This window comes from Streptomyces diastatochromogenes (genome assembly GCF_002242805.1).
Taxonomy (GTDB): domain Bacteria; phylum Actinomycetota; class Actinomycetes; order Streptomycetales; family Streptomycetaceae; genus Streptomyces; species Streptomyces diastatochromogenes.
Window position 1 is genome coordinate 23,519 of the sequence record NZ_MCGQ01000019.1, and the last position, 12,711, is coordinate 36,229.

17 protein-coding genes are annotated in these 12,711 nt (G+C 69.3%); 1 reads left to right on the top strand and 16 read right to left on the bottom strand.

Annotation, left to right across the window (positions count from 1 at the left end):
• Positions 1-12: 12 nt before the first annotated feature.
• The 16 genes from BEK98_RS22805 to BEK98_RS22880 form a co-directional block, all read right to left on the bottom strand.
• Entirely contained in the window at positions 13-279 is a 267-nt protein-coding gene (locus tag BEK98_RS22805) for a NucA/NucB deoxyribonuclease domain-containing protein (RefSeq protein WP_094218502.1), read from the bottom strand.
• Complete coding sequence (locus BEK98_RS22810) at positions 276-1,502, bottom strand: ATP-grasp domain-containing protein (protein ID WP_094218534.1); 1,227 nt, start codon at positions 1,500-1,502, stop codon at positions 276-278. The genes BEK98_RS22805 and BEK98_RS22810 overlap by 4 nt, the downstream gene beginning before the upstream one ends.
• 89 nt (positions 1,503-1,591) lie before the next feature.
• Positions 1,592-1,915: a hypothetical protein gene (locus BEK98_RS22815; RefSeq protein ID WP_094218503.1), complete on the bottom strand. Its 324-nt coding sequence runs from the start codon at positions 1,913-1,915 to the stop codon at positions 1,592-1,594.
• A gap of 29 nt (positions 1,916-1,944) precedes the next feature.
• Positions 1,945-3,072, bottom strand: coding sequence for an MFS transporter (locus tag BEK98_RS22820; RefSeq protein WP_094218504.1), 1,128 nt, complete (start codon positions 3,070-3,072; stop codon positions 1,945-1,947).
• Between the two features lie 86 nt (positions 3,073-3,158).
• Positions 3,159-3,677 (bottom strand): hypothetical protein, encoded by a 519-nt coding sequence (locus tag BEK98_RS22825; protein ID WP_094218505.1) that lies wholly within the window; start codon positions 3,675-3,677, stop codon positions 3,159-3,161.
• Entirely contained in the window at positions 3,674-4,522 is an 849-nt protein-coding gene (locus tag BEK98_RS22830) for a winged helix-turn-helix transcriptional regulator (protein WP_094218506.1), read from the bottom strand. Before BEK98_RS22830 ends, BEK98_RS22825 begins: the two co-directional genes overlap by 4 nt.
• A gap of 40 nt (positions 4,523-4,562) precedes the next feature.
• Positions 4,563-4,973 (bottom strand): hypothetical protein, encoded by a 411-nt coding sequence (locus BEK98_RS22835; RefSeq protein WP_094218535.1) that lies wholly within the window; start codon positions 4,971-4,973, stop codon positions 4,563-4,565.
• A 10-nt stretch (positions 4,974-4,983) separates the two neighbouring features.
• Entirely contained in the window at positions 4,984-5,433 is a 450-nt protein-coding gene (locus BEK98_RS22840; RefSeq protein WP_094218507.1) for a hypothetical protein, read from the bottom strand.
• Complete coding sequence (locus tag BEK98_RS22845; RefSeq protein WP_341868984.1) at positions 5,430-5,822, bottom strand: hypothetical protein; 393 nt, start codon at positions 5,820-5,822, stop codon at positions 5,430-5,432. Before BEK98_RS22845 ends, BEK98_RS22840 begins: the two co-directional genes overlap by 4 nt.
• 330 nt (positions 5,823-6,152) lie before the next feature.
• On the bottom strand, positions 6,153-6,689 hold the full coding sequence (locus tag BEK98_RS22850; RefSeq protein WP_094218508.1) for a hypothetical protein: 537 nt from the start codon (positions 6,687-6,689) through the stop codon (positions 6,153-6,155).
• A 287-nt stretch (positions 6,690-6,976) separates the two neighbouring features.
• A complete protein-coding gene (locus tag BEK98_RS22855; RefSeq protein ID WP_208643198.1) occupies positions 6,977-7,312 on the bottom strand; it encodes an SH3 domain-containing protein in 336 nt (111 codons plus the stop codon).
• A gap of 149 nt (positions 7,313-7,461) precedes the next feature.
• Positions 7,462-8,211 (bottom strand): hypothetical protein, encoded by a 750-nt coding sequence (locus BEK98_RS22860; RefSeq protein ID WP_094218509.1) that lies wholly within the window; start codon positions 8,209-8,211, stop codon positions 7,462-7,464.
• 13 nt (positions 8,212-8,224) lie between these two features.
• Positions 8,225-8,926 carry a hypothetical protein gene (locus tag BEK98_RS22865; protein ID WP_094218510.1) on the bottom strand — a complete coding sequence of 234 codons (702 nt, stop codon included), beginning with the start codon at positions 8,924-8,926 and terminating at the stop codon, positions 8,225-8,227.
• 16 nt (positions 8,927-8,942) lie between these two features.
• The gene (locus BEK98_RS22870) at positions 8,943-9,428 is read right to left on the bottom strand and encodes a hypothetical protein (RefSeq protein WP_094218511.1); all 486 of its coding nucleotides are present in this window, start codon (positions 9,426-9,428) and stop codon (positions 8,943-8,945) included.
• Positions 9,425-9,976 carry a DUF4913 domain-containing protein gene (locus BEK98_RS22875; RefSeq protein ID WP_167444238.1) on the bottom strand — a complete coding sequence of 184 codons (552 nt, stop codon included), beginning with the start codon at positions 9,974-9,976 and terminating at the stop codon, positions 9,425-9,427. The genes BEK98_RS22870 and BEK98_RS22875 overlap by 4 nt, the downstream gene beginning before the upstream one ends.
• 213 nt (positions 9,977-10,189) lie before the next feature.
• A complete protein-coding gene (locus BEK98_RS22880; RefSeq protein ID WP_094218513.1) occupies positions 10,190-10,945 on the bottom strand; it encodes a DNA-methyltransferase in 756 nt (251 codons plus the stop codon).
• 512 nt (positions 10,946-11,457) lie between these two features.
• Between BEK98_RS22880 and BEK98_RS22885 the strand changes: the two genes are divergently transcribed.
• The gene (locus tag BEK98_RS22885; RefSeq protein WP_094218514.1) at positions 11,458-12,576 is read left to right on the top strand and encodes a C40 family peptidase; all 1,119 of its coding nucleotides are present in this window, start codon (positions 11,458-11,460) and stop codon (positions 12,574-12,576) included.
• The last annotated feature ends 135 nt before the right edge of the window (positions 12,577-12,711 follow it).

Below are 12,711 nucleotides of genomic sequence, written 5' to 3' on the forward strand. Positions count from 1 at the left end.
TGTTCGGATCCCCTACGAGGTGATCTTGACCATGAACCCGTCGTCAGGGCCGTCGATGATGCGGTTCAACTTGTAGTACTGAGCGAGCAGGTTGCCAGCAGCTCCATTGCTGTCCTTCGAGACCGGCATGACGCTGAAGTTGAGCGGATCCTGGCGTGGGTTGTACCTGGATCCGGCGGCGCCCTCGTAGGTGGACGCGAAGGGGAACTCGTCGCATTCCCGGAAGTATCCGGTCAGCAGCCCTCGGCTGCGGCGGGCGAAGGCGGTGGTACGGCTCATGCAGCCCGACCGCCTACCACCGTGGCGCCGGCCGTGTGCGGTGCGACATCGATGTGGAGGCGACGGAGGGCCTGCTCGGCGCGGGCCTGTGCGAGGTCGGCGGTGGGCGCGGTGGTGATCAGGTAGCCGATGCGGGCGGTGAACATGTCGCCGCCGTCGGCCGGGAGGAGGAGCTGGTCGCCGACCTGGTGCTGATAGTGGACGCGGTCCAGCCACGGCGGGCGCGGCCCGTTGAAGTGCAGGCGCCGCAGGGTGCCGGAGGTTTCCGGGTAGAGCAGCTGGATCGCGGCGGCCGAGGAGCGGGTGGGGGTGAGGTCGGGGGTGAGGTCGCAGGCGATGTCGGCTGCGGCGCGCGGCAGGTCGATGCCGGTGGCGAGGAGGACCAGGTGGCCGATCATGTCGCCGGCGATCCGGCCGTTGACCTCGACCAGCCGAGGGCGGCCGTCGACCAGGCGCATCTCGACATGAGCGACGCCGTCTGTGATCCCGAGGGCGCGGATCGCGGCCCGTGCAGCCGGGGCGACCATGTCGAGCAGCGGGTCGGCGGCATCGACCGAGTGGGCCAGTTCCTCGAAGTACGGCGGGGCGCTGACGGTCTTGCGGGTGATCGCGACCACGGTGGTCTCGCCGCGGTAGGTGACGCACTCGGCCGAAACCTCGGGTCCGTCGAGATACTCCTCGACCAGCACGCTGGTGTTCTCCCGCCCCAGACCGGCGGCTTTGTCGGCGAACTCGAAGGCTGCGGTGAGCTGTTCAGGGCTGTCGGCGCGGATGACTCCGATGCTGGCCGCGTGCGCGGCAGGTTTCAGCACGACGGGGTAGCCGATCCGTTCGGCCGCGCCTTGAGCCTCCCGGAGGGTGCGGACGCTCGCCGAGGCGGCCGAGGGGACTCCATGCCGGGCGAACAGGCTGCGCGAGGTGGCCTTGTTGCGGCATGCCTGCATGGCCTCCGGGGCGGTGGTGGGCAGGCCGAGCTGGCGCGCGAGTCGGGCGACGGGCACGAGGTACCACTCGGTCCACGTGAACACGCCTGCCACGTCGTACCGTTCAGCCAGGGTACGGCCGGCGGCGGACAGCGCCGCCTGATCGGTCGGGTCGGGCACGACCACGCAGTCCCGGATGTACGGCACCTCCCACGACGGCTCCTCGCCGGTGATCAGGACGACGTCGTAGCCGGCAGCCACGGACTGAAGGCAGTAGCCGCGATACCCCTCGGCTTCCATGTCGGCGGCAGCGACGACCAGGACGACAGGACGGTCGGACAAGAACGAACTCCTCAAAGATCAAATATGGGATAGGTGGCCGAGGGGCTTCACGGGCTGCGCCGGCGACGGACCTCGATCACGGACGCCCACTCCGGATGGACGGCGAGCAGCCTGCGCGCGTACAGGGCGGTGTAGCTGTTGTTCAGGCCCTTGGCCCCCTCCGGCCAGCGCCAGCGGAGGGCCTCGAACAGCGCCTTCATCCCGACCCGCTCGGCTCCGGCAGCAAGACGTTCCTCGACGAGCTGTTCCAGGGCCCGGTAGATCCGCGGATGCTCGGCATCGAAGGCGCGGAACTGGTCGGTGATCGTGGGGCGGCCGTCCTGGTGCGGGTATTCGAGGCCGGGCAGTCCGTCCTGTGCGGTCAGGGGCATGGACGCAGCGTTCCTTTCGGGGCGAGGGCTCAGGCAGGCGTGGGGCGTAGGGTGCGCAGCCGGGCGAAGGCGGCGAAGAGGCCGAGGGCCTGCAGGAGGGCAGCGGCGGTGATGGCGTGCCCGATCTCGTCATGCGGGATGGTCGCGACGAGCAGGCCGGCGACGGGGAAGGGCACAAGGAGCAGGAGGATCGTCAGGCTCAGGGTGCTGCCGAACACCCCGGGCGGGATGAGGTGGGAGCGCAGGGTGCGCAGGACGACGGTGAGGCCGCCCTCGCCGGCCATCAGGGCGGCGATCAGCAGGGCGTATTCGCGGTAGGTGTCGGCCTGGGCGATGGCGAGGGTGGCTCCGGCGGCGACGGCGGCGGCGGTGGCGCCGACGGACCACAGCCCCCACCGGTCGATGGCGCGGCGAGCGCAGGCGATGGCCAGCAGGGAGGCGAGGGCGGCGGCGGACCAAATGAGTCCGGCATCGGTGCTGGAGCGTCCCAGCTCGGTGACCACGATGACCGGCATGGCTGCCTGCAGCAAGGCGATGGCCGTGTTGGAGACGAGGAGGCCGCCGACCAGCCAGGCTAGGGCGGGAAGGGCGCGCAGAGTGTCCCAACCGGCCCGTACACCGGTCTTGCTCTGTACGGAACGGTTCGGTGCGGTCGGCTGGCGCGGAAGCAGGGTCGCAGCGAGCAGGGAGCAAGCGGCGAGCGTGCTGAGCATGAGCGCCGGTCCCCCGTGCTCCAGCAGCAGGCCGGAGACCAGGGGTCCAGCCAGCATGGCGGTCTGGTCGATGGCCAGCAGGACGGACTGCACCCGGTGTGCCCCGAGTCCGGCCGTCCGGCTCGCCTCGCCGCCGGCGGTCTCCGCCGCGATGTAACTGCACTCGGTGAGGAAGCCGGTCAACGGAGCGAGCGTCATCACCGTCACCGCTGACGGCACCTCGGAGTCCGGGACGGCCAGCAGCAGCGCGGCCATCAGCACGGCCAGGGCCCGCCCGATGCATGCGCTACGGAAGACCCGGGCGACGCCGTGGCGGTCGACGAGGGAGCCGGCCACCGTGAACGCCACCAGGCGCGGGAGCCACTCGAGCGCGAAGGCAACTCCCGTCAGCGTGGCCGATCCTGTCGTCGCGACGACGATGAGGGGGATGCCATAGGTGGTCATCGCGAATGCGGCACCGTCAGCCGAGCGGGGCAGGTAGACACCGCGGAAAAGGGAGGGACGTCGGGCCTGCCAGCCTCTCTCTACCCTCACGCGGCCAGCTCGTGGTCGACGTCCGGAATCACTTGTGGGTTGGTGTGCAGCCACTCGTGAAGGAGGTCGCGCGGTCCGGCGAGGGCATCCTCGGTGGCCTCTGCGCTCGTCGGTGAGCCGGCGGCGTGTGCCTGGGCATCGGCCTGCGAGACAGGGACAGGTGGATCGGCAAGGAGAGCGAGGGTGTGCTGGATACGGCTGGTGAAGTCACAGACCGGCGCCGGGTAGGCGTGGCGGCGGGCCCAGCGAGCCATCGCGTCGTAGAGATCGGCCAGGTGCGATCCGGACGTGGTCAGGGTGAGACCGACGCCCGGCCGGTGACGGACGAGGCCCAGAGCACGGGCTTGTTCGGCGGTGTGGCGCAGGTGCTGCGCGGGAAGGTCGGCGAGCGTGCGCCCCAGGCCGCGCGACGGGATGGGGCCGTTGTCGTCGATCTCAGTGATCAGGCGCATCAGGGCAGGCGCGGAGAGCAGCGAGCACGCGTGCTGGACCTCGGATGGGGAGAGGGTGGTCATCGGCGCGGGCCTCCAGCCGAGAGTGCCGCCAGGGGACGGGGCGGGATTGCGTGGGAGAAAAGGTCGCCGTGCTGCCAGGTCAGGCGAGCGGCGTAGCCGGTCCCGCTGGGCGCAGGCACGGTGGCCGGGGCGGGCAGGCGCGTCTGGTTGCTGACCCACATCCGGGTTGGCCCGGTTTGCGGGCGTCCCCAGACCGGGTGCTGTGCGGCCTGGGCGAGGGACTGGCCCGCTGACCAGGCGGACAGAGCGCCGAGGACGGGCCCCAGGCCCTCGCCCGCGGAGGACAGACGGTAGGGCTGCCCCTTGCCGGCGGTGTCGACCAGGCCGTCGCCGACGAGCTGGCGCAGCGGCGGGTAGATGTTGGTCCAGTCGCTGCCGGGCATGACCATCTTGGCCAGGAAGTGAGCGCTGGCCTCATCACGGGATTTCAGCACCCACAAGATCGCCGCGGCGTGCCGGCGGGTCAGCAACGTGAGGCTGTCTTCGACCTGCTCCATCGCGGACAGCGGTCGCTGCGGCTTCTCCAGATACCGCTCGGCCCAGGTGACGATCAGCGGCAGTACCGGCAGCAGTTCGGTAGCGCGGTCGGTCGGGCCGTAGGTGACGTGCCGGGAGCTGTGTTCGATCCGCTCGACGAGGCCGGCCTCGCACAGCTGTCGCAGCTTGGGGTGGAGCTGGCCGTTGTGCAGCCAGGGCACCTTGCTGGCGATCTCGCTGTAGCGCAACGGCTGTCCGGCAAGGGCGAGCAGGATCCGCACGGTCCAGCGTGGGGTGATCATCGCGAGTGCCTCAGTGACCCGGGCTATGTCGGCATCGGTGTCGGAAGGCAGACCGGTGAGGGCCAAGGGTGGAACTCCTGGGTAAGTAACGGGAAACCGCGACAGGTCAGCGGCTTGGTGCGGCGCGCGCGTCCGGAGCGGGAGGGGTTGCAGGCACCGCGACGGGAGCAGGGGACGGCTCGGGCGGGGTGACCCGGACCAGGCTTTGGAGAACGGCCGAGGCCGACGTGGCCTGGATATCTCGTACGGCGACCGCTTCGACGAGCCGGCGTGCGCAGTCGAGCACGTGCGACACCTCGTGTGCGCTGACCTGCCGCTCCGGGTGGACGAGCTGAGCGAGGCGCTCGCGGTGGAAGGCAATGCTGCGCTCGGCCAAGGCGAGCGAGTCGTGCAGACCGAGGAGCGCGGAGAGCATGCCGGGCGGCTGGTCCTGAGCATGGGATACGAGGGCGGCAAGCGGCGCGCCGTAAAGGTCCTCGATCCGTCCGGCTATCTCGGCGGAGGTCGGGTGGGTCAAGCGGGAGCTTTCACAGTCGGCGGGCCCGGGCCGCCCCGGCACTCAGGGGTGCCGGGGCGGCCACGGCCGGAGGCAGGGCGGGGGCGAGAGTCGGCTGCGCGGTGCGGACGGCCCGGGCGCGCTGCCCGGGTGGGGGCATGGTGCGCAGCAGGTCATCCAGCGCGGCGCGGTAGCCGTCGCGGGCATCAAGCTCCGCCTCCAGCCACTGCGCGTCCATGCGCAGGTCCTCTGCGGACAGCTCGTCCATGTCACGGTCCGCGACCATCGCCTCGCGCACGCGGTCCCGGACCCGGGCGACCTGCTCCTCGGCCAAGGCGAGAGAGGACCGCAGCTCCAGTGCCCGGGACAGCGCAGGGGACGCATCGGGACGGATGGCCGCCGTGTAGAGGTCGCCGACCGGAGCGCCGAAGACCTGGTGCAGCCGGTCGTCCGCGGAGCTGAGCTTGAGCTGGGCACTCACCGCGCAAGGCTCCTTCCCGGCTGCGGCGCGGTCGCTGGCTGCGGCGGAGCACTGGTGGGCACTGCCGGTCCCTGGCGACCGCGGAAGCGGGCCAGTTGCCGGGCGGACGCATCCTGCTTGCCGGCGGCGTTCGGGTCGAGAAGCCACCGCACGACCATGGCCCGCCCGTCACGGGCGGTGACGGCCGCGTTAACCCGATGCGCCAACCCCATCGTCGGGTCGTCGACCTCACTGGGCTGGTTCTCCAGCGCGGACACGAGATCGTCCTCCGTACGTTCCAGTGCTGCCTGCGAATCAAGGAGAAGGCCGTACCACTTGACCACGTCGATGGCGTTGGGATTGGCGTTCGGCGCAGCGGCGACGGCGGCCTTCAACTGGTCGACGCGCATTCCGAAGCAGGCTTCGATCTGTTCCGTGAGCACGCCCACGACATGGTCTGTCGAATCGGGTGAGGCATTGAGCAAGGGAAACTCCTCTTCAAAGGACACAGCTGTCCTCGAACTGCAGGGAGGAGAGTGGGCGGCGACCCCAGCGTTCAAAGGCATCGGAATACGCCCGCGTTATGAGCGGTGTTTAGGTTCCGCGTCGGGCTGTCCACTGGTAGCGCTCTGACCAAGGGGGTTCGTTGTCGTACCGCCCTGTGTCCGCTGGTGGTCGTCCCCTGGACGTGTCCACTTCCCAGACGCGGTGCGGAAGCAACCGTGCGACGCGGGGGGCGTCTACACCGTCGGGGATGCGGTGAACAGGATCGGGGCCCGGTAGTCCTTGCCGTCACCCGACCAGTCCAGCTGTATGTAGCCGTCGGCGAGGTAACGGCCCGAGCCGGCCTTGTACACGAGCGTCCCCGTCTTGTACGAGCCGTTGCCCGCGGCGCTGCTGTTCTCGAGCGCGTGCTCAAGCCCGGTGTAGTTGGCGGACTTCACGACCTTGTCCGGGCCGCTCACGCTCTTCTTGGTCTGGAGATGGAAGCGCGCCTTGTTGAAGGTGAAGCTGTTGTTCGTATTGTCCGAGTAGGGGCCGTCCCAGTAGACCGTGGCCGTGGTGTAGATGTAGCCGCCGGACCGCATGGCGCACAGCTTCACGTCGAAGTCCCAGTTGTCGGAGTCGGGGGCGGAGTACGACGGGTCGTCCACGGAGTGGCTGCTGGTCGTGCAGTGGTAACTGGCCGCGGAAGCCGTTCCGGCGGTGGCGAGGGTGGTGCCGGCGACAGCGGCGGCGGCGAGCAGGGTGACGGCGGTGCGCTTGAGCGCGAGCATGGTGGCTTCCTCCTGGAAACGGGTGGGGGTCGGCGGGCCGTTCGCGGCCGGGCCGGTGATAGGGGTGGCGGCGGGTGCAGGTTCCGCTCGGGCTGTCCACTGGAATCGCTCTGACCAGCGGGTTTGGTGGCCGTCCCGCTTGGTGTCCACTTCCTCTGCGGCGGCGCCGCTCCTGGCTCGGCAGGAGGCGCTTCACCCGCGGATTCCCATCCCCGTGTCCTGTTGGACACGCGTGGGCATCGCCAGTGGGAAAAGGACAGGGGATCTGGGATCCCACACGGTGGGTCTCAGTCGAGGCACATACGGACGTCGCGGTAGACGTAGGTAGCAGACACCCAGCCCTTCACACCCGTCGTTCGGTCCGTGATGTAGCGCCAGTGACCGCTGGTCTTGTGGACGGTGAACTTGTGCCCGCGGTACAGGATGCCGACGGGGGTGGACTTGGCCGATGCCTTGGAGCGGATGGTCACGGCCTTGGTGCCGATGACCCACGGACCAGGGTCGTTGCAGGACTGGGCGGTCAGGGCGGATGCCGGGGCGGCCGTGGCGGTCGTTGCCGACGCGATCGGCAGGGCAAGGGCGCCGAGGATTGCGGCGGTTACGGCAATTCGGGTTGCGCGCATGCGGAAGTAGCCTCCATTCGAGGAGAAGAGATGTAGGGGAGTGCCGAAGCGGGGTTGTCCCGGCGGCCGTATAAGAGTCCGGAGATTCGCCGGTTTGGCCAACCGGCGATCATCGGCTATGTTTCGCCGCGCAAGCCGGGATCGCGGCTTTAGCGTGAACGTCCCGGTGAGCAGTCAGGGGCCGGTTTCGGCGCGGAAGCCGGGCGGGAATGAGATGGCGCCGGCTTGACAGGCGGGAGCGCCTTACCCGTGCCGCTGAGGCGGCCTTCGCACCACTTCAGGGCTTCTTGGACTGTTTCGAAGCCGCCCTCGCGCAGCGTGTGCGTTCCCGCCTGGATATCGACTTCCTCGACCACGACGCGGAACGGTGACGGGGCGCGCTCGTCCAGGGCGCGCAGTGTCGCGAGGGTGACCCAGTCGTCCGGGTCGTCCCGGGTGTAGGACCAGCCGAGCGCGTAGTGGTCCCCGTCCCTCATGAGCCGTTGCTCCAGGGCCCGCGTCGCCTCGTCGGCCGGCACGGTGCCGCGTTCGGGGTCGAGTGCGATGGACTCGGGCGGACAGCCGCGGTGGATCAGCCAGGACTGCGCCATGGAAGGCAGAGGCAGTGGCGCCTGCTCGAAGCGGAACGTCCGCCTTTGGTGGTCTCGTTGCAGGTAGAGAGCCACGTACTGCGGCACACCTGGGTGGTCCCAGGTGGCCGTGCGGTCGAACAGGACGTAGAAGCTGCGGGTGTTATCGGCGCTGTGGTGCTCGGCGAGGGGGTCGAGCATGTCCTCGTTCACGCCGATGAGTCGGTAGAACGCCTCGCTTGTCTGCTCGTCGACGTTGTCGTCCACCCGGAAGTCCAGTAAAGGGCCCGGATCTCGGTCAGCGGGTCGGGTGGGTTCGTGGGTGGGCATGCAGCCTTTCGGGTCAGCGTCGTTGTGCGGGGGCGGACGGCCACGCTCCCGGCCGCGCCGCCGGCAGCGGCGCCTCGGCCGGCTTGGGGCGGCGGTTTTCGACCAGCGCGGCGCGGCCTGCGTCGGTCAGACTGATCGGCTGGCCGGCGTGGACCGGGTGACAGGTGTCGACGGCAACGAGACCGTCGGACTCAAGGCGCTGCAGCTTGGCGTAGGAGATGCGGGTGCCGGACCCGGTAGTCACTGACAGTCGGCCGGTCAGCAGGTGCTCGTAGAGCTTTGCGCCGCCGGCGATGGCCAGCAGCGCCGCCTGGTCGGCAGTAGTAATCGGCTGTTCACGGGAGATCGGTGCTGATCGGGCGGCAACCTCGATCGGCTCCAGCGCCGCGAGCACCCGCCGCGCGGCGGCGTCGCGGGCGGTGGCCGCCTCCTCCAGCTGGTCCACGGTGCGATCGATCCGTTCGAGCAAGGCGGCATCGACGGGGAACTCACCCGAGGACAGTCGGTGCAGGAGGGTGCAGTAGAAGGTCACGCCGGTCTCGGCACGGGCGAGTTCACGGTGCCGGTCGACCAGCTCGGCATGCGGCGCATCAAGGACGCCGCGGTCGCGGTGGGCCCACAGGGTGTCGACGCTGTGGCCCGTCACCGCCTCGATGCGGAGGTCGAGCTGGGACACAGCGCGCCGTGCAGCCGCGGGCGCGGAATCTGGGGGCATAGGCGGCTCCTTCAGGTCAGCGGGTGCGAAGCTGCGAAGGGCTCTGCGCCGGGCGGGGCAGGCCCGGCATCGCGGACGGCAGCGGTGCCGGCCTCTGCACTGGTCCGCCGGTAGTGAGCTGCGGGGAGCGGGAGCGTGCCGCGTGCGTGCGGGCGCTCAGCGGCCGTCGGGCCATCCCCAGGCGGCGGCCGACCTCGTCGTAGACGTCGTTGCCTGCCCGCGGCCGGATGGCCACCACGTGGATCTCGCGTGAGTGAGCCGACGCCTCGGGTGCCGGGCTCACGCCGTAGACGACCCGCCAGTCCTTCCTGGCGTCCACGAACAGCTTGCGGTAGCCCTCCAGGTCGCCCGTGAGCCGGAGGCCGAAGCGCTCAGCGTTCACCACTTCCTGCAGATAGGCCAGGGTGAGGTCGCGAATGCCGCTGGGCGCCTGAAGGAGGTCGGTCAGGGCTCGGGGGTCGAAGCTCAGGCCGAAGGCCGGCCGCTGCTGCCCCTCGCTCATGACGCCAGCTCGGACTCACCGGGCGCGGGCGCCTCCGGCTCGGCCGCCGTCTTCTCGCTCCGTGCCGACGGGGGCGGGCCCGGCAGAATGCGGTGCGCGGGACGCTCTGGCGAGGTCATGCACGCGGACAACGGCCCGCCGGGTGCGCGGATCGCCGCCATGGCATGCGTGAGGAAGTCGCGATGCCACACGAACATCCCCGCCAAGCCCGCCTCGGGATCCTTGTGCTGCTGGTAGGCGAGCCACAAGGCGTGAAGCCAGGCAACAACGTCGTCGTGCTCCTGCCACTGCAGGCACCAGGGCGCCGCAGTGGTGACCTCCGCGCCGTAGACAGGCATGAGCCAGTCGTCCACCCAGTCCGACAGAGCGTCCAGTTCGTCTTCGTACGCCTCACCCTCCAGTTCCAAGATGGGGCGCGGCTCCGGCGGGGCAGCCGAAACCGGCCCGCCGAATCCGGGCATGCCGAATGCGGCGAACGGGGAACCGCCGGGGGCCGGCGCGGAGGCCAGATGATCCAGCTGCCGTGCCTGCTGCGCCGACTGTTCCATCAGCCGACGGACACTGGCTTCGATCCCCTCCAGCTGCGAGTCCGGGATACGAACCGGCTCCAGTTCTCCTTCGTTCGGGAATTCCAAGGATTCGGGCATGAAAGCAGTGGCCTCCTGTGTGCCGCGGGAATGAGAGAAGACGAGATCCGGGCTTGCGTCGGCCGGATTGAGCGACAGGCGCGAACACCGAACATATTGGGCACAGTTGTGGCTTCAGGCGGTGAGGACCATGTCGTCCTGGCCGAGGCTCTGGCAGATCGTCTCCGCGAGCCGGTCGGCGGCGATGGACGCATAGTGTTCGGTCTTCTCCACGCCGATGAAATCGCGTCCTTCGAGCAGAGCGGCCACGCCGGTGGATCCCGAGCCAGCGCAGAAGTCGAGCACCGTACCGCCCGGCGGGCTGATCTTGACCATCTCGCGCATCACTTCGACGGGCTTTTGCGTGATGTGCTGCCGGTGCTTGCCCGAGGGTTGCGACGCGCTGTACAGGCCCGGGAGATAGACCGGATTCCGGGTTGCGTCGATCGGCCCGTTACTGGCCCAGACGATGAACTCGCAGTTCTGTGTGAAGCGCCCCTTTTGCGGTCGGGCCTGCGGCTTGTGCCAGGCGAGTACGCCCCGCCACAGCCAGCCGGCAGCCTGGATCGCGTCCGTCGTGATGGGCAGCTGCCGCCAGTCCGTGAACAGCAGCGCGGTCCCGCCAGTCTTCGTGAGCCGGTGGGCTTCGGTCATGATCTGCGTCAGCCAGAACCCGTAGCTGCGCTGGTCCATGTTCTCGCCGGTGAAGTCCGCCAGCGCGTGCTTGGCATCGACGGAGGTGTACTTCTGCTTCGCGGAGCGGCTGGTGCGCTCCTTTGCTGTCCGGCCGCCGGAGTTGTAGGGCGGGTCGGTGATTACCGCGTCGACGCAGTCGTCCGGAAGCGTGGAAAGGACGCTCAGGGCGTCGCCCTGATGCAGGGAAAAAGGCAAAGGGAAACCCCGATTCGGTGTACCTGTGGAGGGATTCCCGTCGCATCAGTAAGTCCCCGCAGGCCGGAGATCGGACATGGAGAGGCCCGTGGCCGCGGTTCGGGGAGAGGCGAGGGGAGTTCAAAAACTGTAGACGCGAATCGGCCGACGACCAAGAAGTGGGCGGTTGATGGGCCGGATTCCGGCACCTCACGCCGACTTTTTGGTCAACCGCCGATCTGGGCCTACTGTTTTTGAACCGCCCGGCGCACAACGCCGTTGGCTATTCCCCCAATCTGCCTCGCGGAGGTTCCCCTTGCCCAGGCACACCTAGCTCACTTCCGGCCGCACCCGGCGAGCGGCTACTCGCCTGCGCCGACCACCCTCCGATCCGCCCACCCCGGCCGCCGCGATCCCTTTCCACACGCCTCGCGCACGCGGCACGCCGGACACTGCACCCGCAAGGACCCCTGCATGACGTCTCGTTACCCGCCCCTGCCCGAAAACGGTGACCTGCGAGCAGGCCGCTCGGGTTGAAGGGGCTCGCCGCCGGTATCGGCGTCGTCTTCCTCTCCCCTCTTCTCCTCGGCGGCGGCGCCATGATGATGGCCGCCTCCAGCGAAGCCGCCCAGAGCACCACCTCGTCGCTCGACTGCGTGTCCGACGCAGACACGGGCCAGATCGCCGAGCAGGTCACCAAGATCCTCGACGGCGCGGACGCCTCTCACGTCCACATCAAGGGCCTGGAGCTGCCCGGTGAGCAGATTCCGAACGCGCAGACCATCGTGGCCACCGGCATCAGCCTCGGCGTCCCCAAGCGCGGGCAGATCGTCGCGCTGGCCACCGCCCTACAGGAGAGCCGACTGCGCAACCTCGGCGGCGGCGACCGTGACTCCCTCGGCCTGTTCCAGCAACGCCCCAGCCAGGGCTGGGGCACCGCCGAGCAGATCCACGACCCCGTCTACGCCTCCGAGCAGTTCTACAAGGCGCTGCTCAAGGTCCACGGCTGGCAGCAGATGACCGTCACCCAGGCCGCCCAGGCAGTGCAGAAGTCCGGCTACCCGGACGCGTACGCCAAGTGGGAACCGATGGCTGCCGCGCTGCAGAAGGCCATCGCTGCGACCTTCCCGTACAGCGGGGAGAAGGACACCGGCAAGGACGACGACAAGCCGTCCACCACGACCAGCTGCGACACCGCCGACGGCTCGTCCTTCGGGCCGATCCCGGAAGGCGCCGTCCCGAAGGGATACAAGATCCCCAAGGGCACCGACCCGCGGGCGAAGAAAGCGATCGTCTGGGCGATGCAGCAGCTCGGGACGATGTACCAGTGGGGCGGGTCCTGCACGAACCCCCACGGCCCCGACGCCATGGCCCGCTGCGACTGCAGCTCGCTGATGCAGCAGGCGTACGCGCACGCCGGCATCACCCTCACCCGAACCACGTACGCGCAGGTCGGCGAGGGCAAGAGCGTCTCACCGAACGCTCTGAAGCCCGGTGACCTGCTCTTCAGCCGCGGCACCGCGGCCCGCCCGGAGCATGTCGGCATGTACATCGGGGAGGGCCTGGTCATCGAGGCGCCCCGCACTGGCAAGCCCGTCCGGATCACGCCGCTGAAGGACTGGACGGTCCTCGCCGCCCGCCGCGTCGTCTGACGCCGGCCCTGCTTTTGTAGATTCCGATTAGAGATGTCGCTGTCCAAGTGATTTGCCATCGACTTGTCGCGCAGGGCCCGCCGCGCCGCGGCCCACGAACTCAGGACCCGCGCTACAAGCCTTCGAGACACTGGC